At 53.8% G+C, this 20,117-nt stretch carries 19 protein-coding genes; 10 read left to right on the top strand and 9 right to left on the bottom strand.

Annotated features, from left to right (window positions below; translation table 11 throughout):
- Positions 1-18 precede the first annotated feature (18 nt).
- Genes Q0W94_RS08000 through Q0W94_RS07990 form a run of 3 tightly spaced genes read left to right on the top strand, consistent with a single transcriptional unit; the run spans position 19 to position 2,788 of the window.
- A complete protein-coding gene (locus Q0W94_RS08000; RefSeq protein ID WP_297757563.1) occupies positions 19-774 on the top strand; it encodes a HEAT repeat domain-containing protein in 756 nt (251 codons plus the stop codon).
- Between the two features lie 12 nt (positions 775-786).
- Positions 787-1,584, top strand: coding sequence for an ABC transporter ATP-binding protein (locus tag Q0W94_RS07995; protein WP_315863055.1), 798 nt, complete (start codon positions 787-789; stop codon positions 1,582-1,584).
- Between the two features lie 40 nt (positions 1,585-1,624).
- The gene (locus tag Q0W94_RS07990; RefSeq protein WP_297757557.1) at positions 1,625-2,788 is read left to right on the top strand and encodes a glycosyltransferase family 4 protein; all 1,164 of its coding nucleotides are present in this window, start codon (positions 1,625-1,627) and stop codon (positions 2,786-2,788) included.
- Positions 2,789-2,794: 6 nt separating this feature from the next.
- Here Q0W94_RS07990 and prmA read toward each other — a convergent pair whose 3' ends face one another.
- The 3 genes from prmA to Q0W94_RS07975 all read right to left on the bottom strand — a co-directional run bounded on the left by prmA (position 2,795) and on the right by Q0W94_RS07975 (position 6,479).
- On the bottom strand, positions 2,795-3,694 hold the full coding sequence (gene prmA, locus Q0W94_RS07985) for a 50S ribosomal protein L11 methyltransferase (protein WP_297757554.1): 900 nt from the start codon (positions 3,692-3,694) through the stop codon (positions 2,795-2,797).
- A gap of 8 nt (positions 3,695-3,702) precedes the next feature.
- Positions 3,703-5,286, bottom strand: a complete 1,584-nt coding sequence (serA, locus tag Q0W94_RS07980) for a phosphoglycerate dehydrogenase (RefSeq protein WP_297757551.1) — start codon at positions 5,284-5,286, stop codon at positions 3,703-3,705.
- A 722-nt stretch (positions 5,287-6,008) separates the two neighbouring features.
- Positions 6,009-6,479, bottom strand: coding sequence for a hypothetical protein (locus Q0W94_RS07975; RefSeq protein WP_297757548.1), 471 nt, complete (start codon positions 6,477-6,479; stop codon positions 6,009-6,011).
- A gap of 156 nt (positions 6,480-6,635) precedes the next feature.
- Here Q0W94_RS07975 and gshA point away from each other — a divergent pair, with 156 nt between their 5' ends.
- Both gshA and lpxB read left to right on the top strand, forming a co-directional pair.
- Positions 6,636-7,775, top strand: coding sequence for a glutamate--cysteine ligase (gene gshA, locus Q0W94_RS07970; RefSeq protein ID WP_297757545.1), 1,140 nt, complete (start codon positions 6,636-6,638; stop codon positions 7,773-7,775).
- 2 nt (positions 7,776-7,777) lie between these two features.
- A complete protein-coding gene (gene lpxB / locus Q0W94_RS07965; protein ID WP_297757542.1) occupies positions 7,778-8,941 on the top strand; it encodes a lipid-A-disaccharide synthase in 1,164 nt (387 codons plus the stop codon).
- A 199-nt stretch (positions 8,942-9,140) separates the two neighbouring features.
- Here lpxB and Q0W94_RS07960 read toward each other — a convergent pair whose 3' ends face one another.
- From Q0W94_RS07960 to Q0W94_RS07950, 3 genes are all read right to left on the bottom strand, one after another.
- Positions 9,141-9,569 carry a Spy/CpxP family protein refolding chaperone gene (locus Q0W94_RS07960; RefSeq protein ID WP_297757540.1) on the bottom strand — a complete coding sequence of 143 codons (429 nt, stop codon included), beginning with the start codon at positions 9,567-9,569 and terminating at the stop codon, positions 9,141-9,143.
- 61 nt (positions 9,570-9,630) lie between these two features.
- A complete protein-coding gene (locus Q0W94_RS07955) occupies positions 9,631-9,951 on the bottom strand; it encodes a hypothetical protein (protein WP_297757536.1) in 321 nt (106 codons plus the stop codon).
- Positions 9,948-10,547 (bottom strand): sigma-70 family RNA polymerase sigma factor, encoded by a 600-nt coding sequence (locus Q0W94_RS07950; protein WP_297757533.1) that lies wholly within the window; start codon positions 10,545-10,547, stop codon positions 9,948-9,950. Before Q0W94_RS07950 ends, Q0W94_RS07955 begins: the two co-directional genes overlap by 4 nt.
- A gap of 158 nt (positions 10,548-10,705) precedes the next feature.
- On the opposite strand from Q0W94_RS07950, the gene Q0W94_RS07945 reads away from it, so the two are divergent.
- The 3 genes from Q0W94_RS07945 to Q0W94_RS07935 all read left to right on the top strand — a co-directional run bounded on the left by Q0W94_RS07945 (position 10,706) and on the right by Q0W94_RS07935 (position 12,972).
- Positions 10,706-11,365, top strand: a complete 660-nt coding sequence (locus tag Q0W94_RS07945) for a MotA/TolQ/ExbB proton channel family protein (RefSeq protein ID WP_297757530.1) — start codon at positions 10,706-10,708, stop codon at positions 11,363-11,365.
- Positions 11,366-11,472: 107 nt separating this feature from the next.
- Positions 11,473-11,874 carry a DUF3110 domain-containing protein gene (locus Q0W94_RS07940; RefSeq protein WP_297757528.1) on the top strand — a complete coding sequence of 134 codons (402 nt, stop codon included), beginning with the start codon at positions 11,473-11,475 and terminating at the stop codon, positions 11,872-11,874.
- Positions 11,875-12,972 carry a glycosyltransferase family 2 protein gene (locus Q0W94_RS07935; RefSeq protein WP_297757525.1) on the top strand — a complete coding sequence of 366 codons (1,098 nt, stop codon included), beginning with the start codon at positions 11,875-11,877 and terminating at the stop codon, positions 12,970-12,972.
- Between the two features lie 86 nt (positions 12,973-13,058).
- Here Q0W94_RS07935 and Q0W94_RS07930 read toward each other — a convergent pair whose 3' ends face one another.
- Positions 13,059-13,433, bottom strand: a complete 375-nt coding sequence (locus Q0W94_RS07930; protein ID WP_297757523.1) for a DUF4278 domain-containing protein — start codon at positions 13,431-13,433, stop codon at positions 13,059-13,061.
- A gap of 175 nt (positions 13,434-13,608) precedes the next feature.
- On the opposite strand from Q0W94_RS07930, the gene Q0W94_RS07925 reads away from it, so the two are divergent.
- Positions 13,609-15,927: an ATP-dependent helicase gene (locus Q0W94_RS07925; RefSeq protein WP_297757520.1), complete on the top strand. Its 2,319-nt coding sequence runs from the start codon at positions 13,609-13,611 to the stop codon at positions 15,925-15,927.
- Here Q0W94_RS07925 and Q0W94_RS07920 read toward each other — a convergent pair.
- Together Q0W94_RS07920 and Q0W94_RS07915 are read right to left on the bottom strand one after the other, a co-directional pair.
- On the bottom strand, positions 15,908-16,546 hold the full coding sequence (locus Q0W94_RS07920; RefSeq protein ID WP_024123910.1) for a carboxysome structural protein: 639 nt from the start codon (positions 16,544-16,546) through the stop codon (positions 15,908-15,910). The genes Q0W94_RS07925 and Q0W94_RS07920 overlap by 20 nt on opposite strands.
- Before the next feature lie 47 nt (positions 16,547-16,593).
- Entirely contained in the window at positions 16,594-17,286 is a 693-nt protein-coding gene (locus Q0W94_RS07915) for an HAD family phosphatase (RefSeq protein ID WP_297757516.1), read from the bottom strand.
- A gap of 355 nt (positions 17,287-17,641) precedes the next feature.
- Here Q0W94_RS07915 and Q0W94_RS07910 point away from each other — a divergent pair, with 355 nt between their 5' ends.
- On the top strand, positions 17,642-20,116 hold the full coding sequence (locus Q0W94_RS07910) for an ATP-dependent Clp protease ATP-binding subunit (protein ID WP_297757514.1): 2,475 nt from the start codon (positions 17,642-17,644) through the stop codon (positions 20,114-20,116).
- The last annotated feature ends 1 nt before the right edge of the window (position 20,117 follow it).

The following is a 20,117-nucleotide window of genomic DNA, read 5'->3' as shown; positions in this document are numbered from 1 at the left end:
TCCTGTAGATTAAACAGTATGGATGAGAATGATTTCCCCCTTCTGGACAGTTCCGAGGATGCCCTAGCGGCGCTACCGAATGAGGAGAGCGATCGCCCCGATCCGGAAGCCATGCTGCCCCTGCTGACCTCTGCCGATGTGACAGAGCGGATGTTGGCGGCTCGCGCCTTTTGCGAATTGCAGGATGAACGCGCCACACCCTATCTCATCCATCTCCTGCAAGAACCCTGTCCTCTGGTTCGCCTCAGTGCTGCCTATGCCCTTGGCCGTAACCCCAGTTTGGCAGCGGTGGATGCCCTTATTCAGCAATTGGAGCGAGACTGGAATGGCTATGTCCGCAAAGGCATTGTTTGGGCTTTGGGCAACTGTGGCGTCCGCTTTCCCTTGCCAGAAATTTATCGCCGAACCCTTGACCCCTTGATTCATGCCCTGCAAACGGATATTTCTGCCGTGCGCCTGTGGGCAGCTAGTTCCTTGGGTCAGGTGGCAGACGCAAGTGAAGAGGCGGCTACGGTTGCCATTCCTGCCCTTGCCCTTGCCTTGGCTCAGGACGCGATCGCTGCTGTGCGTAGTAACTGTGCTTGGGCCTTGGGTCATGCCTGTCGCAAAATTCCCCTTGGGCCCCTTTACACCCAAGCCATTGATCAACTGATTGCTGCCCTCCAAGACAGTGATATGGGCGTCCAAGAAGATGCTAAGGCGGCGCTGTTTAAGCTGGGGGATGCGCGGGGACTGCAAGCCATCGAAGATTTACAACTAGAAGCCTTTGGCTAAGGGATGGGTCACATGGCCGAACCATTGGTAGAGCTGCGCGGTGTCTGCAAAGCCTTTGGCAATAAGCCTGTCCTCAATGGTGTGGATTTAGTGATTTATCCCCAGGATGCCCTTGTGATTCTGGGACCTTCTGGGACTGGCAAGTCAACGCTTCTGCGAATTATTGCTGGGTTACTTGCTCCTGATCGGGGCGAAGTTTATGTGGCCGGTCAACGCCGCCAAGGCTTACGCCAGGATGGTCTGTGCCGGTTGCGCATGAGCATGGTCTTTCAGCAATCTGCCCTCTTTGACTCCCTCACGGTTGCTGAGAATGTTGGCTTTTATTTGTACCAGCACACCCGTTTGCCCGAAGCCCGCATCCGCGAAATTGTCAGTGAAAAACTGGCGATGGTCGGCCTCTCTGGCATCGAAGACCTCTACCCAGCGCAGTTGTCTGGGGGGATGCGCAAGCGAGTCAGCTTTGCCCGTGCCATTGTCGATAATCCGGAAGACCCCGATGATGATCCCTATCTCCTGCTTTACGATGAGCCAACGGCAGGGCTAGATCCCATTGCCTCGACAGTGATTGAGGATCTGATTCGTGAATTACAGGAGAAGACGGGTCATGCCTACGTTGTCGTGACCCACCAAAACAGTACGATTGAACACACGGGGGATCGCTTGATCCTGCTCTATCAAGGGCGCATTTATTGGGAGGGAACCCAAAGGGAAGCTCAGACAACAGATAATCCCTATTTGCGGCAGTTTCTCAGCGGCGATGTCAATGGTCCCATCCGCATCATTGATCAAGTGGGTACCGCTGCTCTATAAATAGGCTCCATGGACAACGCATAAAAAGGAATCCCTAATTGTGGCTTTACATATCGCGTGGCTTGGCAAAAAATCTCCCCCCTGTGGCAATGTCACCTATAGTCGTGAAATTACCAATGGCCTATTGGATCGCGGTTATCAGGTGAGCTTTCTGCATTTTGCCCAAGAGGATGAACAGGAAGCTGAGCGCGAAGGTGAGATGCCAGATGTAACGCTCCCTTGCCTCTATAAATCGCAAGTCTATACCCTGCCCTCCCTGCGAGCCAACAAAGTTCTGGTTGAATCCCTCAAGAAACTCAAACCCGATATTGTCCACGCCTCATTGACCCTGTCTCCCCTCGATTTCTTTCTTCCTGACATCTGCGAAGAGTTAAAGATTCCCCTAGTTGCCACATTTCATCCTGCCTATAGCGAAAAGTATCGTACCCTAACGGCGGGTACCGCCTTGATGACTTACCAGCTCTATGCCCCCTTTTTAGCTCGCTATGACCGCGTAATTGTCTTTTCCCAATCGCAAAAGGAACTGCTGATTCGTCTTGGGGTCGGTGCTGAGACCCTGCGAGTGATTCCCAATGGGGTGGATACGCGCAAATATACCCCAGGACCTTCTACGGCCAAAGAGGACTTTAAGGCGCGCTACCTCTATGTCTACCAAGGGCGAATGGCCATTGAGAAAAATGTTGAAGCGCTCCTGCGCGCTTGGTGCGCAGCAGAAATGCCCTCGGATTGTAAGTTGCTGATGGTGGGGGGTGGGGCGCTGATGCCCTCACTGATGGCGAATTACGGTCCGGAGCAAAATATTCTCTGGCTCGGCTCGATCATCAATGATCAAGAACGGCTGCAAATTTTACGTGGCTGTGATGTCTTCATCCTGCCCTCGCAAATTGAGGGGTTATCCCTTTCGCTCCTAGAGGCCATGGCCTGTGGCTTGGCCTGCTTGGCCACTGATGTCGGTGCTGATGGTGAAGTGCTCACCGGTGCCGGCATTGTCTTGAATCCCCAGTATGTGAAAACCCAGTTGCAGGCGCTGCTGCCCATTTTTTATCAACATCCGGAAATGATTCGCCTCCTGGGGGACAAAGCCCGTCAACGAGTGCTGCAGCGCTATAGCCTTAGTCACAACTTGGATCGCCTAGAGGCCTGTTATCAAGAAGTGATGACCTCCTATTCTTTGCTGCGACCTGCGGCCAAGGTGAAAAGCTAGCTCCCTTTAGTCTGGCAAACGTTCAAAGCGAGCATTGAGACAACACCACTCGTTCCGTCGCCAGACACTCCCCAAGCTCCAGCCCTGTTGTTTCAGTTGTTCTGCAACACGATCTGCTTGATCCAAGAGAATGCCACTAAAGATACCCCAGCCCTTGGGTTTCACAATTGCGGGCAAGTGGGGCAGAATCTCAATAATCACAGAGGCCAAAATGTTACAGACGACCCCATCAACGAGTTCGAGAACCTGCTCCCAACTTCCTTGGCGGACAATCAACTGGTCGGCTCCAATGCCATTCAGTTCTGCATTCCGTTGAGTGGCGGTGACGGCAAGATCCGAGGTGTCCACGGCATAGGCTTTTTGTGCCCCCAGCGAGAGGCTGGCGATCGCCAGAATGCCACTACCACAGCCAATATCAGCAATTACCGTGGGCGGCAGCGGCTCAAAGGTCTGATCCAATTGCATCTCTAGGGCTTCAAGGCAAAGCTGGGTGGTTTCATGGGTGCCTGTGCCAAAGGCCATGCCGGGATCCAGTTTGATGACCAAGCGTGTGTTATCGAGGGGCGGCATTTCCCAAGCGGGACAAATCAGCAGGCGATCGCCCACGGGTATCGGGTGCCAATAGGCTTGCCAACTATGGGCCCAATCCTGCTCGTTCACCAACTGCCAGTGGAGTTTTGGCGAGAGATAGCCCTGGGCCACCACATCCTGCTCAATCCAAACCCCTAGGGCAGCAATATCCAGTAAGGTCACCTGCTGCTGCGGCACATAGCCTTGGATCAACACCCGTCCCTGCTGTAGTTGAGTTGCCGTTCCTTGACAGCCAAAGGATTGCAGGCGCCAATAGACCAGCTCTTCCGCCTCAGCTTGGCAAGTGACGGTAATTTCCCACCAACGCTGCACCACAACCGTGCCTACAAATTCACGATATAGGCATCCCGAATACCGGGGACCTTGAGGATTTCCTCCAAGAGTCCTTCGGGTAGGGGATCGTCCAAGCTAATCACCATCACCGCATTGCCGCGCACCATCTTGCGTCCCACCTGCATACTGGCAATGTTGACATTGAAACTCCCCAACTGGGTGCCAATCTTGCCGATAATGCCGGGCATATCGCGGTGCAATGTCAGCAGCATATAACGGGTTGGCGCCACACTAATGGGAAAGTCATCAATACTGGTGATGCGCAATTCATTGTGGGAGAGCAAAGCTCCAGACACCGAGCGCGTCACCGATGGGCTTTTGGCAATCAACGTCAGGGAGCCGGCATAGTCGCGCTGCGACTCATCGCGAGTCTCAACTACGCGAATTCCCCGCTCCTTGGCTTCTAACCCAGCATTCACATAGTTGACCCGCTCCCGCAAGGCTGGGGAAAGCAACCCCTTCAGCGCAGCAATCACAATGGGCTGACTGTCATTAGTGGCCAGTTCTCCTTGCAAACGGACTTCCAGAGACTCGACCCGACCACCAGCCAACTGCCCCACCAAGTTACCAAGGGTTTCCGCCAACTGCATATAGGGCGCTAGTTTTTCTAGGACCTCTGGACGCAGACCGGGGATATTCACTGCCGATCGCGCCGGCAATCCCAGGAGGACATCGCGAATTTGCTCAGCGACATCAATAGCCACATTCACCTGTGCTTCCTCAGTAGACGCCCCCAAGTGGGGAGTCAAGATGGCTTCCATGCCCAGACCCCGCAGGGGAGAATCGGCCTCAAGGGGTTCATTTTCAAAGACATCGAGGGCCGCCCCCGCCAGCCTACCACTCTTGAGCGCTTCCACAAGGGCTGCCTCATCAATAATGCCGCCCCGCGCACAGTTAATAATGCGGGCCGTGGGCTTCATCTTAGCAATAGTTTTAGCGTTGATCAGATGCTGCGTTTCGGGAGTCTTTGGCAAGTGCAGTGTAATAAAGTCTGACTCCGCAAAGAGAACATCCAACTCCACAAGGCGGCAGCCCAGTTGTTCAGCTCGCTCCGTTGAAAGATAGGGGTCATAGGCAAGGAGTTTCATCCCCATGGCCCGGGCAACCGTGGCTACATGGGAGCCAATTTTACCCAAGCCAATAATGCCAAGGGTTTTCTTGTAAATTTCTACCCCTGTGAAGCGTTTGCGATCCCACTGGCCCGCTTTAACCGCAGCATTGGCATCGGGAATATGACGGGCAAGGGAGAGCATCATCGCTAAGGTGTGCTCCGCAGCAGCAATGGTGTTGCCCTCCGGAGAGTTGACCACCATAATCCCTTTGCGAGTGGCGGCAGGCACATCAACGTTATCTACACCCACCCCAGCCCGGCCAATAATTTTCAGTTGGTTGGCAGCCTCAATCACCTCTTTCGTGACCTTGGTTCCCGATCGAATCATGAGGGCATCGTAGTCGGGAATAATTTTGATCAGTTCTTCCTCTGAGAGGCCGATTTTGACATCTACTTGTGCCACTTGGGCAAGCAAATCAAGCCCCACCTGTTCAATGGGATCGGAAACCAGAACCTTGGGCATAGCTAAACACTATCTATAATGCCAGAGCAGATATGCTACCACATTTTATTTCGCTCAAGGTAGGGGTAGGATGGGTTTTAGGGACAGGCTCCCCCTAAAAAGAGTGGTGCATGCTTTTTCTTCCTGATGGCGCTTCTCCATTCAAACCCATTCAAATTAAGAGGGATTACCAAAAAAGAGCTGAGAGAGCAGGAGGATGACCCCCGCTGGCGCAGCAATTCCGAGACCGGTCCTAACGGGATGCTCCCACTGCTTATCCTTTTCTTCTTGTTTCATGGCCAAGAGCAGAAAAAACTGATCTTCGTCACTGAGATTTTGAACAAAGGATTCTGAAAGCATCTCTAAGGGTAGGTTTTTGAAATGCTCAATACGGCGATGAATATATGCTGATTGCTGGTGTAATCGTGTTCCTTCTTCCGAGGAGCATTGGTTTTGGCTGCTTCAGTTTTCCTGCTAATTTGGCACATATTTTAATTTGGTACATAATATTGAGACCACTGCAACCCGCTAGGGTGTGCCTCTAGCGATCGCAGCTAATGTGTTATCCGGCGCAGTTAGTCGGAATAGGCAGCAGGGATACCACAAAAAATCTTTTTTCTATTTTTGAAATGATTTACCCCCCTTGAGTTGTGGCGGCGAGGGGTTTGAATCAGTCAGCAGCTCGCATCTGGCGTCACCCTAGGCGGCAATCAGTGCTGAGGATGGTTTAGAACAACTAAAAACTAGAGGCGATCGCCCGCCTCAAGAATTTTTTCTAATTCGTCAGCCACCTGTAAGACGATACGGATACTCATATTGAGGGCTTCTGCATCACAATCAGCGGCGACTTTGTTACAGAACACAGCAATGTATTTATTATCAGCAAGGGGGCGCAATTCCCAAGCGCCAATTTTCTTAGTGCTATTTTCAATTAAGAGATAGTTAGCTATCTCTTGGTCAAGATAGCCGTCACAGATGTAGCCAATTGACCAGACATCGCGAATCTCGTAGCTGCCCAGTTGTTGGGTCTGCGAGTCAATAAAGGCTTGTTGCGATCGCCCGTTACCTAGATCAAAAATAACACGGTAATCGCCATCCTCATCCACTTGGTAACGAATCCCCAATTGATCTAAGAGACGCCCGACACGCACATCTGCTTGGACTCGCCGCTGACCAAACATGCGAAAACTCCTACTGGCCAGTGTAATTTGCACTACAGGCTATCCTATCAGATTGTTATGCTTACAGTGGCAGTTTCAGGAATGTTCATGTATGCGGCAAGGGCGAGAGCGTGGTATTGTGACTAAGTATCTAAAAACTCCCCATTTATGCGGGGTTGCCCGCTCAGCCAACTCAGTTAAGGGGCTGCCATGCTGTCAAAGGGCTTTGAGGTTGAACTCTATACGGGTAAACCCACAGGCAAGATTGTGGGATTGTCCGATCGCATTGTGAGGGACTTGCCGGGGTTTGTGCGTGAACCGGATAGCCGCAATGTGGAATTTACGACGCCCCCTGTCTATCTCTATGATCAAGCCCTCTGTGACTTGCTGCGCCCCCGCTTTCGGCTGCGGGCCTATCTGCAGTCCTTGGGGGACTTAACGCTGGTTCCGGGCAGCACCCTGAGTCTTGGTGATACTCAACGCTTTTATCGTTCTGACCCCCAGAATCCTTATCACACCTACATTGAGCAAACCTACGGCACGCGGGTGGTGACGGCCAGTGTCCACATCAATATTGGTTTGCGCGATCCAGAGGAGTTGATGCGTGCCTGTCGCTTGGTGCGGTTAGAGGCACCCCTGTTTCTAGCCCTCAGTGCTGCTTCACCGTTTCTCGATGGCCAGGTTACGGGCTATCACTCCACCCGTTGGGCCATCTTTCCTAAAACGCCACCCCAAGTGCCCCTATTTACTAGCCATGCCCACTTTATTGAGTGGACGGAGGCGCAACTGCAACAGGGCACGATGCAAAATGTGCGGCATCTCTGGAGTGCTGTGCGTCCCAATGGCGATCGCCGGCCCTACGATCTGAATCGTCTGGAACTGCGCATTTGTGATTTGGTGACGGATCCCATTGCCCTACTGGCCATTACGGCTCTCCTAGAGGCGCGGCTGCTGCAATTGCTCGACACCCCTGACCTGGATCCGTTGCGCTGGGGCGATCGCGAGACCTTGGTACAACTGGCAGATGCGAATGAGCAGCTTGCTGCAAAACGTAGCCTTGAGGCGGTGTTGACCCACTGGCGCGATCGCCGGCAACTAACGGCAGCTGCCTGGATAGCAGAGCTCTATGAGGAGGTCTGGCCAATCGCCAAAGCACAGGGCTTTAGCTGCTTTCTGGCACCGATCAAGAAAATCCTGCGACAGGGAAATACCGCCCAGCAATGGTTGGCTCAGTATGCAGCAGGACAATCCATCCCTGAGATTATGGCCGCAGCCGTACAGGAAATGGCCGCCAGCGAACAGGAATTTGCGGATCAAGTCTGTCAACCAGTGGCGGCAGTGCGGGGCTAAGCATGGCGCATCTGTTCATTAGTACGGGGGAAGTGTCCGGGGATTTGCAGGGTGCGCTACTGGTGAAGGCACTCTATCGCTTGGCTGCAGAGCGGGGAATTCCTTTGGAAATTTCTGCCCTGGGGGGCGATCGCATGGCAGCAGCAGGGGCAAAGGTGCTCTTTAATACGGGGAGTATTGGCTCGGTGGGACTGCTAGAAGCCCTGCCCCTCATCAAACCCACGATCGCCCTGCAACTGAAGGCACGTCGCTACCTACAGCAGCATCCGCCGGACTTGGTGGTTCTGATTGATTACATTGGTGGCAATGTGGCCATGGGGCAGTTTATTCGGCGGCACTTTGCCATCCCAATGGTCTATTATATTGCCCCCCAGGAGTGGGTCTGGTCCCATAGCCTCAAGACGACCCGGCAGATTGTTGCCCTCAGCGATCGCCTGCTGGCCATTTTTCCGGAGGAGGCAAGCTATTATCGCCGTCACGGGGCCAATGTGGTGTGGGTAGGGCATCCGCTGTTGGATCGTATGGCCGCCGCTCCTAGTCGTGAGGTGGCACGCCAAAGTCTGGGGATTGCTGCCGATGAGCTGGCGATCGCCCTGTTGCCCCTTTCGCGCAAACAGGAAATTCAATCTCTGTTGCCCTTGATCCTAGGGGCGGCTACGAATATCGGTAAAGCCTATCCTAAAGCCCGCTTTTGGCTACCTTTGTCTCTACAGCAGTATCGTCCAGCCATTGAAGCAGCTCTCAAGCAATATCCCATTTGCGTCACCCTTGCGGCAGACTCACTGCAAGTTCTGGCGGCCGCCGATCTGGCGATCGCCAAATCGGGCACAGTGAATTTAGAAACGGCGCTTTTGAATGTGCCCCAAGTGGTCATCTACCGTGTGCATCCCCTAAGTTTGTGGCTTTATCGGCGCTTCCTCAAATTCGATCTCCAGTTTGTATCGCCTCCGAACCTACTGGTTGGCAGAGAAATTGTCCCCGAGCTCCTACAGGATCGCGCCACGATTGAGAACATCACCGCCGCAGCTTTTGCCCTATTGGAGCACCCGGAAAAACGATTGGCCATGCAGGCAGGCTACGCGGAAATGCGAGCGGCCATGGGCACTCCTGGCGTCGTTGATCGCGCCGCTACAGAAATTCTGAACTTAATCGCTCAAAATTGCTGATCTTTCAAAATTGCTGATCTAAAATTGCTGATCTTAGGTTGCTGAGTGGCCCTCCTGCCTTAAAGCGCAGGGCGGGAGTTCCCATCCCCTTCAGGAAATATGGGAGTCAGGATGCCATCGACTTTTGCCAATCGAAAGAAAACGGCCAGAGCCTGATGCCCTGACCGCCAAAAGGCTCAAAGCCCTATAAAACAGTTACCTAGCGCTCTAGTCGCCGCTGACCCTGACGGTTTTGCATGCGTTCTGCCAGGGCTTGGCGCTGCTCAGGGGTCAAAATTTTCCGTGTGGCCAGCATGCTTTCAAACCGTAATGTTGCTAGTTTCTGCTGAAGCTGTTGCACTTGGGCATGTTTGGCGCGGATTTCCTCATCGCTAGCATTGCTGGCCATAAGCCGCCGCAGTTCATCTTTGGCAGTCCGCAGTTGGGCACGGGTTTGCTCCATTTGGCTTTGATATCGCTGCCGCACCGCCTGTAAGTTTTGGCGTTGTTCAGGGGTGAGATTGAGATTCTCCACTTTGGCACCCCAACCAATGCCACCGTCAGCGGGACCTGCAAAGGTGGGCAACACAACTGCCAAGGAACTGAGGGTGCTAAAGAGCAAAAGGGTAGTAAGGGATTTTTTCAACATTGCTGTGGTCTCCTGTGTCAAAAGTTAACAAAACGAACGTAAAAATCACGTGAGAAAAGATTTACTCGAAGGGGACAGGTTCCACACTCTCAAACAGCGCTTGCCAATTGCTGGCAATGAAGGTTTCTAGGTCATCGGCAGGTGTCTGCTCCGCCACTTGAGCCGCAGGTTTGAGGAACCAGACACTGGTGGCAGTGGCGATCGCGCCAACCCCCAAAATAGACACGAGCTGCCCACGTCGCTTACGCGGTTGATATTGATGCAAACCGGCTTGAACAATACGCTGTTCCAAGTAGGGAGGTGGTAGCGGGGGCGTTCCCGCGTACATCTGCAAAAACTTAACCAAATTTGTATCCTCCGTAGGTGGGGGTTCACGTTTCATAGGCTGACTCCGGCTTCGGTAAAGTAAGTCCGCAAGGTGCCACGGGCACGAAAGAGGCGGGATTTTACAGTACCCACGGGAATGCCCAGAATTTCAGCAATTTCTTTTTGGGGTAAGCCCTGGAGATCGTGCATGACCAAAACGCTGCGATACTCTAAGGGCAATGTAGCCAACCCTCGCTGTACCAAATCTTCATAGTGCAATTGCCGTAGATCTAGTCCAGGGGTGAGTGGCTCCCTTTGAGACAAGTATTGCTGATGTCGCAATTTGCGCATTGCCAATTGACGGCGGTAGTCGCAAGCCACATTCCAAGCAATCCGGTAGAGCCATGTCGAAAACTTTGCCTCGTGTTTGAGACCCTTTAGCCCCTTCCATGCCCGTAGGAAAACCTCCTGCACCAAATCATCAAGGGCAACTGCACCGCACAACTGAAACAGGAGCGATCGCACCCGTTGCTGATGCCGTTGATACAGCTCCCGAAAGCCGTTGGGATGCCCGGCAAGGCACTGCTCAATCAGGGGGCGATCGGGATCGTTCACTTGGGTCACGATATCCGTTGATGCGGTTGCCGCTGATAGGGGTAAAGATACACTCATGCGAGGTATCGCTCCATTAACGTAATCACTGTATTAGACGGGACATCAGAAACAGTGGTTCAAGCCCCTTGGCCGTGCGGTTTGCTAGAAGTTGGGAAACAATTGCCGCCACCGGCTGGACTATACTAAACGTCGGATGCTCTGACAGGGAACTGGCCGTGAATATCGCTGAAATTTTTAACCGTGGTGGCTTGGCCATGTGGCCACTACTGATCCTCTCGATCTTGACCTTAGGCACCATCTTTGAGCGGCTTTGGTTTTGGGGCATGGTTCTGCGAGGAGAGACCAAACTGGCGGAGCAAATTCTAGATGCCGCTCGCCACGATTGGCAAGAGGCGCTTGAGTTGGCGGCAAATGCCTGTGATCAACCCATTGGGCGCTTCCTCTACACTCCTTTACAACTGATTGACACCAACCCAGAAATCTTTCGCTTGGCTCTAGAGGCTGCGGCCGATGAGGAACTAAGTGCCATGCGGCGGGGCGAAAAGGTCCTAGAGGCAACGATTACGATGGCACCTCTGTTGGGTTTGTTGGGAACAGTGCTAGGTCTCATTAGTGCCCTCAGTTCTATTCGCTTGGGGGATATTGGCACACCCGCAACCATGGGGGTAGGTCTCGGCATTAGTGAGGCCTTAATTAGTACTGCTTCTGGCTTGGTGGTCGCGATTATCGCCCTTGCCTTTCAGCGGCTCTTTCAGGCTTTTCTGTTGCAGCAGGCACAAATTTTTCGTCGCACTGGCAACGAATTAGAACTCACCTATCGCCAAGCCTGGCTTGAGCAGCGGCTCAAGGGGGAACCTGAAAAAACATTGTTCTAATCCAAAGTCTATTTTTGGCATTCGGATGACCCGGAACTCAAAAATCCTACGGGTAGGGTGAACTAAAATCGTTATAATCGCTGTTGAGATTTCATTGGCGAGGCATCATGCGCGTTTACGTGTTGCTCTATAACCCGGGGACTGAAAATGAGGGTATTCATTCTCTGCAACTGGGCGATCGCAACCTGATTCTGATGTTTGAAAGCGAAGACGATGCCAATCGCTACGCCATGCTCCTAGAGGCACAGGATTTTCATCCCCCCAGTGTCGTTCCCATTGATGCCAAGGAAGTTGAGGACTTTTGTGAATCCTCAGGCTATAGCTGTCACTTGGTTCCCGCGGGATTTGTGCCGACAAATGAGGCTGAGCGTCTCTTCTTGGCGCCCCCCGAACGCAATGTTGAAGAAACCGACTGGGAACTGGAAAATCGCGTGCCGCCCGCTGCGGAGAGTGAGTTCTCCGAAAGTGAACTGAATCGCCTGCGCCAACAATTGGAAAAGCTCCTGTAGATGGTGCGGGTTTCTGCCTGTCTGATTGTCAAAGATGAGGCTGCCCATTTGGCACGCTGTCTGGGCAGTGTTCAGCCCTGGGTGGATGAAATTGTTGTTGTTGACACTGGCTCCAGGGATGAGACGCCGGCGATCGCACGCCAGTTTACAGACCGCCTCTTTCACTTCTCCTGGCAAGACGATTTTGCCGCCGCTCGTAATTACTCCCTAGAACAGGCGACAGGCGATTGGATTTTAGTGATGGATGCCGATGAGGTGCTGGTGACATTGCAAGAACCCCCTGTGCCCCTCGGACAACAATTGGCGGGCAGTACCTTCACTGCCTACCAGCTCCTACGGCGGGAAATCGGCACGGGGGAGCAATTTTCCGACTTTGCCATTGTGCGGCTCTTTCGCAATCTGCCGACACTGCGCTATCAGGGGCGCTTCCATGAGCAGTTGGTTTCCACAGCCGCAGCATCCTTGACCATTGGTACTCTGGAAACCCTGCGCATTGATCACTATGGCTATCAACCCGCCCAAATTCAAGCTAAGATGCGCGATCGCAACATCCCGATTTTGGAGCGCATCCGTGCCAGTGAAGGTCTGCCTTTGAATCTCCTTTTTGCCTTGGCAGATATGTACCAGGCGGTGAATAATGCCGCTGGGGCGGAGAACTGCTACCAGGAACTCTTTGACCGCCTCCTGCCTCACCTCCTCAGCGGCCAACTGCCTGAGAATGCCCCCGGTGCCCTGCCGGAAATGCTCAATCAACTGGGACGGCGCCTCTTGGCCACAGGGGATCACGATACCTTGCAACTTCTGTGTCAGCAAAGTTTGGCTTGGTTTCCCACCTATCCGCCCCTCAATGATTTGGCCGGTCGCTGGCTGATGACCTTGGGATTTCCTTTGGGGGCAACGGCCTATTTTCAGTATTGCCTTGAACTGGGACGCACCAATGGCTACAGCAAACAGATGATTTTTCCTTTGGGTTATGTGCGGGAAATTGCCGCGGAACAATTGGGGCGTGCCTATGAAGCCTTGGGCGATCGCGCGCGGGCGGCGGCGGCCTTTGCCCAGGCGGCAGCCTTTCGCCAAGGGAAGGAGCATCACCAATGAAAAACAAAAAAGTTAAAAAAAATAAAAAATAATAAAGTGCCGCTGTAACCAACGGCACCACAGGTTGGGGTTTGGTGATCCAAACCTTAGGCAAATTGCTGCCACTCTTCTTCTAGCAGACTGATGAGTTCCTTGTTGCCCTGACTCCGGGCCACTTGCAGCCGCCGCTCCAGCGTTTTCAGAATCGCATGGCGATGGGCTTCGACCCAGGAGTCGCGCCTACGCTGGGGCACTACCGAAGGGGCAGCACTTGCCTTTGGAGCGGTTGTGGCCACTGGCGCCCGGTTGGTTTGGTAGGTCACCCCCCGCCAGCACAGAACATGATTGGGTTGCGGAACAGTTTCAGCCGCCTTCTGCCCCACCCATTGGGCACCGCGGTAGAGCCCCTTGGTCCCCGATTCAACAAGGGCAATGTGCTGCTCAGAAGTTTCGTATTTAGCGCCGCGATAGATTAGTTGCATAATTAAATCAAGGCTCCTCGCTGAATCCTATTGACTCGTCTTTAGGTGTTTAGGTGGTCTCTCTGAAGGAACAACCTGTCCCTAACTTTCTGTATTCTATTATACGATTTTCCGATATTCAGCCGGTAAATGCCAGTTTTTGTAATCAATCTTTTGGCCTCTTAATAGTTTTCCTATGAACTCGTTGCCACTCTCCCCCACGGTGAGTCACCTCCTCGGGACACTACGTCCAGGTCAACGGGAAATCAGTGAATGGCAAGGGGGAATGCTGGCAGTCTCGGCAGTGCCAGGGGCGGGCAAATCCCACGGCATGGCGGTAGGGGCAGCGATCGCCATCGCGCGGGAAAGGCTCCATCAACAGCGGCAACTGGTGGTAGTCACCTACAGTCGTTCAGCTGCCGCCAATATCAAGGGGCGCATCCGCAAGTACCTACAAGATATGGGGCTGCCCCGCAATGGCTTTAGTGTGCAGACGCTCCACAGTTTGGCCTTGAAAATTGCCACCAGCCACCCCACAGCGGGTCTGCGTTGGAGTGGGGAGAATTTAATCAGTGAGCATGAGCAGCGCCGCCTCTGTATCACCTGTGTTCAGGAGTGGGCGCGATCGCACCCCGACATCCTCGAGCAACTCATCCAAGGTTGCGATACCAGTCCCCTGAGCGACGTTGAACACGATGGCCGCAAAAGTGCACTGTTGACCGACATCTTGGTGAAGTTGGCCCAGACCGTTATGAGCAGTGCCCGCAGTATGGCTTTGATGCCCCATGATCTGCGGCAGTTGTCCCAGCAGTTGCGCTCCGAAAGCGCAGCCGAAGCAGAACCCTACCCTTTTTTAGAGATTGGTGCCGACCTTTTGGAACTGTACCAGAATTATCTGGCGCAGCGGGAGCAAATTGACTACGATGAAATGATTTTGGCAGCTGTTCAACTCCTAGAGGGCGATCGCCAGTACCGCCAGGAATGGCAACAGCGCGTGTATGCCGTCTTTGAGGATGAAGCTCAAGACTCAACCCCCCTGCAATCGCAGTTACTGAAACTGCTAGCCGAGGACCACACCACCGGGCAAGTTCATTTTGTGCGGGTGGGGGATCCCAACCAAGCCATTAACTCCACGTTTACGGCAGCAGACCCGCTCTTCTTTAATGAATTCTGTGATGAATGTGCTCAGCAGCAGGCCTTTTATGAAATGACCCAAGCGGGGCGATCGACCCCTCTGATCATTCGCGCCGCTAACTATTTGGTGCGATGGGCGAATCAGGCACTCAAAGATCAAGAACCCCCCTTCCGTGACCAAGTCATTCAGTGTGTGTCGCCGACGGATCAACAAACGGAGGCCAACCCACCCCCCTGGGGACAAGGGGTAGAAATTGCCCGACCGCCAACGGTTGTTGAGACGGTTAAGCATCTGGCGCAGCGCATTGCTCAGGTGCTGGCGGCCCATCCAGAGGCTGCAGTAGCGGTGCTGGTGCGCACTAACCGCCAGGCTGAATTTGTTGCCGATGTGTTGCGATCGCCCAGTGACTTCAACCTGGATATTGACCTTTGTGCTCAAGGAATTTTGCTGCTGGACGTGGCCGGCATCGAACGGCGATCGCAGGTGCCCAAGGAATTGCTGGACATTCTCTACTTTCTCCACTGTCCCTATTCTCCGGCAGCGGTCAAGGCAGCCCTAACGGTGCTTCAGGAGCGCAAACGCATTCCACCCCAAAATTTGGATCGCTTGGCAGCCCAGCCAGAGGTGTTTCTCTACCCCGGTCCTTTAGACCCCCCTGCCGAGGAACCGGTGCTGAAGGCACGCCACTACTGCCAACGTCTCCTCAAAGCCCGCCTAGAGCTGTCTCTCTTTCCCTTGATCACCTACTGCGCCCAGGAATTGGGCTATGATGCCGCTGAATTGGCCACTACCGATCGCCTGATCTGGGAATTGACCCAGCAGGAACCAACGCAACTGTGGGAGCGTATCTATCCCCGTTGGCAAGAATTGGTGGCAGCGGATCGCTTTCAAGCGGTGGAGATGGAAGATCTCCATAGCCGCCTAGTGCGACCGGGTCAGGTAACCATTATGACGATGCATCGCGCCAAGGGGCTGGATTGGGATGCGGTTTTTGTCCCCTTTTTAGAGAAAAGAACCCTCCCCGGTGAGAGTCGGGTTGCTGCCAATGCTAAGTTCCTCAGTCCTGAGGTGGATTTTATGGACGTGGTGCGATCGCAACTGCGGGCCTACGGCCATAACCAGCCGCTGCCCAACTGGCAAACTGCCTACAAAAAAGCCACAGCAGCCAAAACCGCCGAGGAATATCGCCTGCTCTACGTCGCCATGACCCGTGCCAAGCGCCTCCTGTGGCTAGCAGCTGCCAAGCAGGCTCCCTTTAACTGGCAAAACTTTAATTGGCGAGGGTTTTATCAACTACAGGACAGTGACCCTTGTCCTTTTATCGAACACCTTGAGAGAAAGTTAAAGGCCCATGCCGCAGCTACTCCCGGCGATCGCTAAAACTATCGCGCCCTGGTAAGCGTTCCATGGCAGCCAAGACTGCCCGTTCCGCCGCCAGAATATCCCGCTCTGCGCCCCCCAAAAAGAGACGGCCAAAGCTGCCCACAGCGGAAATCTGCAAGATATTAATGAGTGCTGCCTTTTCAGCCTCATTCGCTGCCAGTGCCGCATAGGCTGCCGGTTCCACCTCAAAGACATAGAGGGTTTGTCCCGCTAGAATCATGTTGCCCCGGCGGGAGCGGTTAATCAGTTGGGTGTGGTGGGCATCAATGTTGCGAATGACTTGACTTGAAATCACCCGTGGCCGCAAGCAATCCTGGACTCGAGCGCCAATGGCATCTAAAATGGCCTGCCCCGCTGCCCGCACTTCCCCCTGATTGCCTGAATGCACCTCCAGTAGTCCGTAGAGTCGCTCAATAAATAAGACTCCCGGCCGCACCACCGCAGACTTCAGGGCAATATCCAAAAGGCGGTTCACATCAATGCCCGGTGAAATCTCCACCCAAAGGGAGCAGTCCCCCGGCAATGGCAAAAACCCTTGGGCCACGGTTCCCAAATAGGCCGCGTGTTGCGGTTGGATGGAATCGAGATAGACATAACTGCGCAGATCAACGCCCAATGTGGTGGATTCCTAACGCGCCAGTACCCATGATCGCCGAAAATTCCCTAGGACAATAGCCGTTGAAGGCGTGGATCGGTAAAGTCCTCAATACAGACCTCTGCCCCTGCGGCTTGAAGGGTCATTGCCGATTGCGTTGTCAACACTCCCCAGCAGAGCATCCCTGCCCGCACCGCTGCCACAACCCCCGCCACGGCATCCTCAAAGACAAGACAGTGCTGCGGCACCACCTGTAACCGCTCCGCCACCAGTAGATAGCATTCTGGATCGGGCTTGCCCCGCTGCACATCCTGCTCCATCACCACCGTATCGAAAAAGTGACCCACCCCTTCACAGGAGAGCACCAATTCCACATTGGCGGCACAGGCGGAGGTGCCTAAGCCCAAGCGGTAGCCTTTTTCCTTGGCACTTTTGAGAAAGGGCAATAACCCCGGCAACAGTTCCAAATGGGGTGCTAGCAGTTCCCGAAAGACCGCCTCTTTGCCCGCGCCCCAACGCTCTATTTCCGCTTCGCTCAGCGATCGCCCTAGAAGTTCCGGCAACAGTTCCGCATTGCGTTTGCCCCCCATGTGCCGCAGGTGTTCCAGGTTGATGTGCTGCCGCAGTTCAGGGGTGCGCTCCACATAGACGCGCCAAGCTTCCAGGTGATAGGGCATCGTATGGCAGATGACCCCGTCCATGTCGAAAATCAGGGCCCGCTGCGAGGGTTCAACGGCGAAAAACTGCGAAGAATTAGCCATTGTGGAAAAATTTGGGCATCAGCAAGTGTAGTCTATCGCCTTTTGAGCCTAAAGAGGCTGGCCAATTCATCAATGGAGTGTTGCCGCAGGAGAGCCCCCCAAATCTCAACTCAAATACGGGCAACCACACCTGCAAAAAAATAAGTCAACATCTATAGTAAGAGTACAGCCCTGTATCTAGACTATGCCATAGGGTAGGTCAAGGGACATTGATCCTGTTTGAAAGTGGATTTGACGGTTCTGAGTCTGTTCCATATTTTGGCAAAAGGGCTGTAAATTGGCATACAAAAACACGCCAAAGTGGACGTGTTAAGATGAGTGTTACCAGCACGCAGGAGCCATTAGGGGAAGGGTCATGTTTGAACGCTTTACAGAAAAAGCCATCAAAGTCATCATGCTGGCACAGGAAGAGGCTCGCCGCCTCGGCCACAACTTTGTCGGTACCGAACAAATTCTCCTCGGACTGATTGGGGAAGGTACCGGTGTGGCTGCCAAGGTTCTACGTTCCATGGGCGTGAACCTCAAGGATGCCCGCATTGAAGTGGAAAAAATTATTGGCCGTGGGTCTGGTTTTGTCGCGGTGGAGATCCCCTTTACCCCCCGTGCCAAGCGAGTGTTAGAACTCTCCCTTGAAGAAGCCCGCCAACTGGGTCACAACTACATTGGTACCGAACACCTCCTGCTGGGACTGATTCGCGAAGGGGAAGGGGTGGCCGCCCGCGTCCTTGAAAATTTGGGTGTTGATCTATCGAAAGTGCGCACTCAAGTGATTCGGATGCTGGGGGAAACCGCAGAGGTGACCGCGGGGGCTAGCCAAGGACGTACCAAAACGCCAACGCTGGACGAATTTGGTGCCAACCTCACCCAGATGGCTATTGAGGGCAAGCTAGATCCCGTGGTGGGTCGGCAAAAAGAAATTGAGCGGGTGATTCAAATTCTGGGTCGTCGCACCAAAAATAACCCCGTGCTGATCGGTGAACCGGGGGTGGGTAAAACCGCGATTGCTGAAGGTCTTGCCCAGCGCATTGCCAACAAAGATGTCCCCGATATTCTTGAAGACAAGCGGGTGGTCACCCTTGATATCGGCCTCTTGGTGGCAGGCACAAAGTACCGGGGTGAGTTTGAAGAGCGGCTGAAAAAGATCATGGATGAAATTCGCCAAGCCGGTAACGTGATTTTAGTGATTGACGAGGTGCACACGTTAATTGGGGCTGGGGCGGCGGAGGGTGCCATTGATGCAGCCAATATCCTCAAACCCGCCCTGGCTCGCGGTGAGTTGCAGTGCATTGGGGCCACTACGCTGGATGAGTACCGCAAACACATTGAGCGGGATGCCGCCCTGGAGCGGCGCTTCCAACCGGTGATGGTGGGTGAGCCCTCCGTTGAGGAAACCATTGAGATTCTCTATGGTCTGCGGGAACGCTATGAGAAGCACCACAAACTGAAAATTTCCGATGAAGCCCTTGAGGCGGCAGCGAAGCTGTCCGATCGCTACATTAGCGATCGCTATCTACCCGACAAAGCCATTGACCTCATTGACGAAGCGGGCTCACGGGTGCGCCTGATTAACTCGCAACTACCACCTGCGGCCAAGGAACTGGATCGCGAATTGCGGCAAGTGCTCAAAGAAAAAGATGATGCCGTGCGGGCCCAAAACTTTGACAAAGCGGGTGAACTGCGCGATCGCGAGATGGAACTGAAAGCACAAATCCGTGCCATTGCCCAGCAGAAAAAAGCCGAAATCGCCAACGGTGAAGAGGAAACCCCCGTCGTCACCGAAGAAGACATTGCCCACATTGTGGCCTCTTGGACGGGTGTGCCCGTGAGCAAGCTCACCGAAAGCGAGTCGGAAAAACTGCTGCACATGGAGGAGACCTTACACCAGCGGGTCATTGGTCAAGATGAAGCGGTGAAGGCGATCTCCCGCGCCATTCGCCGTGCCCGTGTCGGTCTCAAAAATCCCAACCGTCCCATTGCCAGCTTTATCTTCTCTGGGCCAACCGGTGTCGGTAAAACGGAGTTAACGAAAGCCTTGGCGGCCTACTTCTTTGGCTCTGAAGAGGCGATGATCCGCTTGGATATGTCCGAATACATGGAGCGGCATACCGTCTCTAAGCTCATCGGTTCGCCCCCCGGCTATGTGGGCTACAACGAGGGCGGTCAGCTCACCGAAGCCGTGCGGCGGCGTCCCTATACGGTGGTGCTCTTCGATGAAATCGAGAAAGCGCACCCCGATGTCTTTAACCTGCTGCTGCAAATCCTTGAAGATGGCCGTCTTACTGACTCCAAGGGGCGTACCGTTGACTTCAAGAATACCCTCTTGATCATGACCTCGAACATTGGCTCGAAGGTGATTGAGAAGGGGGCGGCTGGCCTTGGCTTTGAGTTTGGTACTGAGGATGCCGCTGAATCCCAATACAATCGCATTCGCTCCTTGGTGAATGAGGAACTGAAGCAATACTTCCGCCCTGAATTCCTCAACCGCCTGGATGAGATTATTGTCTTCCGCCAATTGACGAAGGACGAAGTCAAGCAAATTGCCGACATTCTCCTCAAGGAAGTGTTCTCGCGCCTCACCGAAAAAGGCATCACCTTGGAGGTGACCGAGCGCTTCAAGGACCGGCTCATTGATGAGGGCTACAACCCCAGCTATGGAGCACGGCCCCTGCGGCGAGCGATTATGCGCCTTTTGGAGGACACCTTGGCTGAGGAAATGCTCTCTGGCCGCATCCGCGAAGGCGACACTGCCCTCATTGATGTGGATGAATCCGGTCAAGTGAAGATCCAAGCTCAACCGCGGCGTGAGCTATTGCCCCAGGCGGTTGAGTAGG

This window comes from Thermosynechococcus sp., from assembly GCF_025999095.1.
GTDB lineage: Bacteria > Cyanobacteriota > Cyanobacteriia > Thermosynechococcales > Thermosynechococcaceae > Thermosynechococcus.
Note: the sequence above shows the minus strand (reverse complement) of the source record. Positions and strands in the feature narration are given on the sequence as shown.

Bases quoted from the DNA above. Each gene is read 5' to 3' on its own strand.
- Q0W94_RS08000 (WP_297757563.1), top strand. From the start codon at position 19: ATGGATGAGAATGATTTCCCCCTTCTGGACAGTTCCGAGGATGCCCTA.
- Q0W94_RS07995 (WP_315863055.1), top strand. From the start codon at position 787: ATGGCCGAACCATTGGTAGAGCTGCGCGGTGTCTGCAAAGCCTTTGGC.
- serA (WP_297757551.1), bottom strand. From the start codon at position 5,286: ATGCCCAAGGTTCTGGTTTCCGATCCCATTGAACAGGTGGGGCTTGAT.
- gshA (WP_297757545.1), top strand. From the start codon at position 6,636: ATGCTGTCAAAGGGCTTTGAGGTTGAACTCTATACGGGTAAACCCACA.
- lpxB (WP_297757542.1), top strand. From the start codon at position 7,778: ATGGCGCATCTGTTCATTAGTACGGGGGAAGTGTCCGGGGATTTGCAG.
- Q0W94_RS07960 (WP_297757540.1), bottom strand. From the start codon at position 9,569: ATGTTGAAAAAATCCCTTACTACCCTTTTGCTCTTTAGCACCCTCAGT.
- Q0W94_RS07955 (WP_297757536.1), bottom strand. From the start codon at position 9,951: ATGAAACGTGAACCCCCACCTACGGAGGATACAAATTTGGTTAAGTTT.
- Q0W94_RS07950 (WP_297757533.1), bottom strand. From the start codon at position 10,547: ATGAGTGTATCTTTACCCCTATCAGCGGCAACCGCATCAACGGATATC.
- Q0W94_RS07940 (WP_297757528.1), top strand. From the start codon at position 11,473: ATGCGCGTTTACGTGTTGCTCTATAACCCGGGGACTGAAAATGAGGGT.
- Q0W94_RS07935 (WP_297757525.1), top strand. From the start codon at position 11,875: ATGGTGCGGGTTTCTGCCTGTCTGATTGTCAAAGATGAGGCTGCCCAT.
- Q0W94_RS07930 (WP_297757523.1), bottom strand. From the start codon at position 13,433: ATGCAACTAATCTATCGCGGCGCTAAATACGAAACTTCTGAGCAGCAC.
- Q0W94_RS07925 (WP_297757520.1), top strand. From the start codon at position 13,609: ATGAACTCGTTGCCACTCTCCCCCACGGTGAGTCACCTCCTCGGGACA.
- Q0W94_RS07915 (WP_297757516.1), bottom strand. From the start codon at position 17,286: ATGGCTAATTCTTCGCAGTTTTTCGCCGTTGAACCCTCGCAGCGGGCC.
- Q0W94_RS07910 (WP_297757514.1), top strand. From the start codon at position 17,642: ATGTTTGAACGCTTTACAGAAAAAGCCATCAAAGTCATCATGCTGGCA.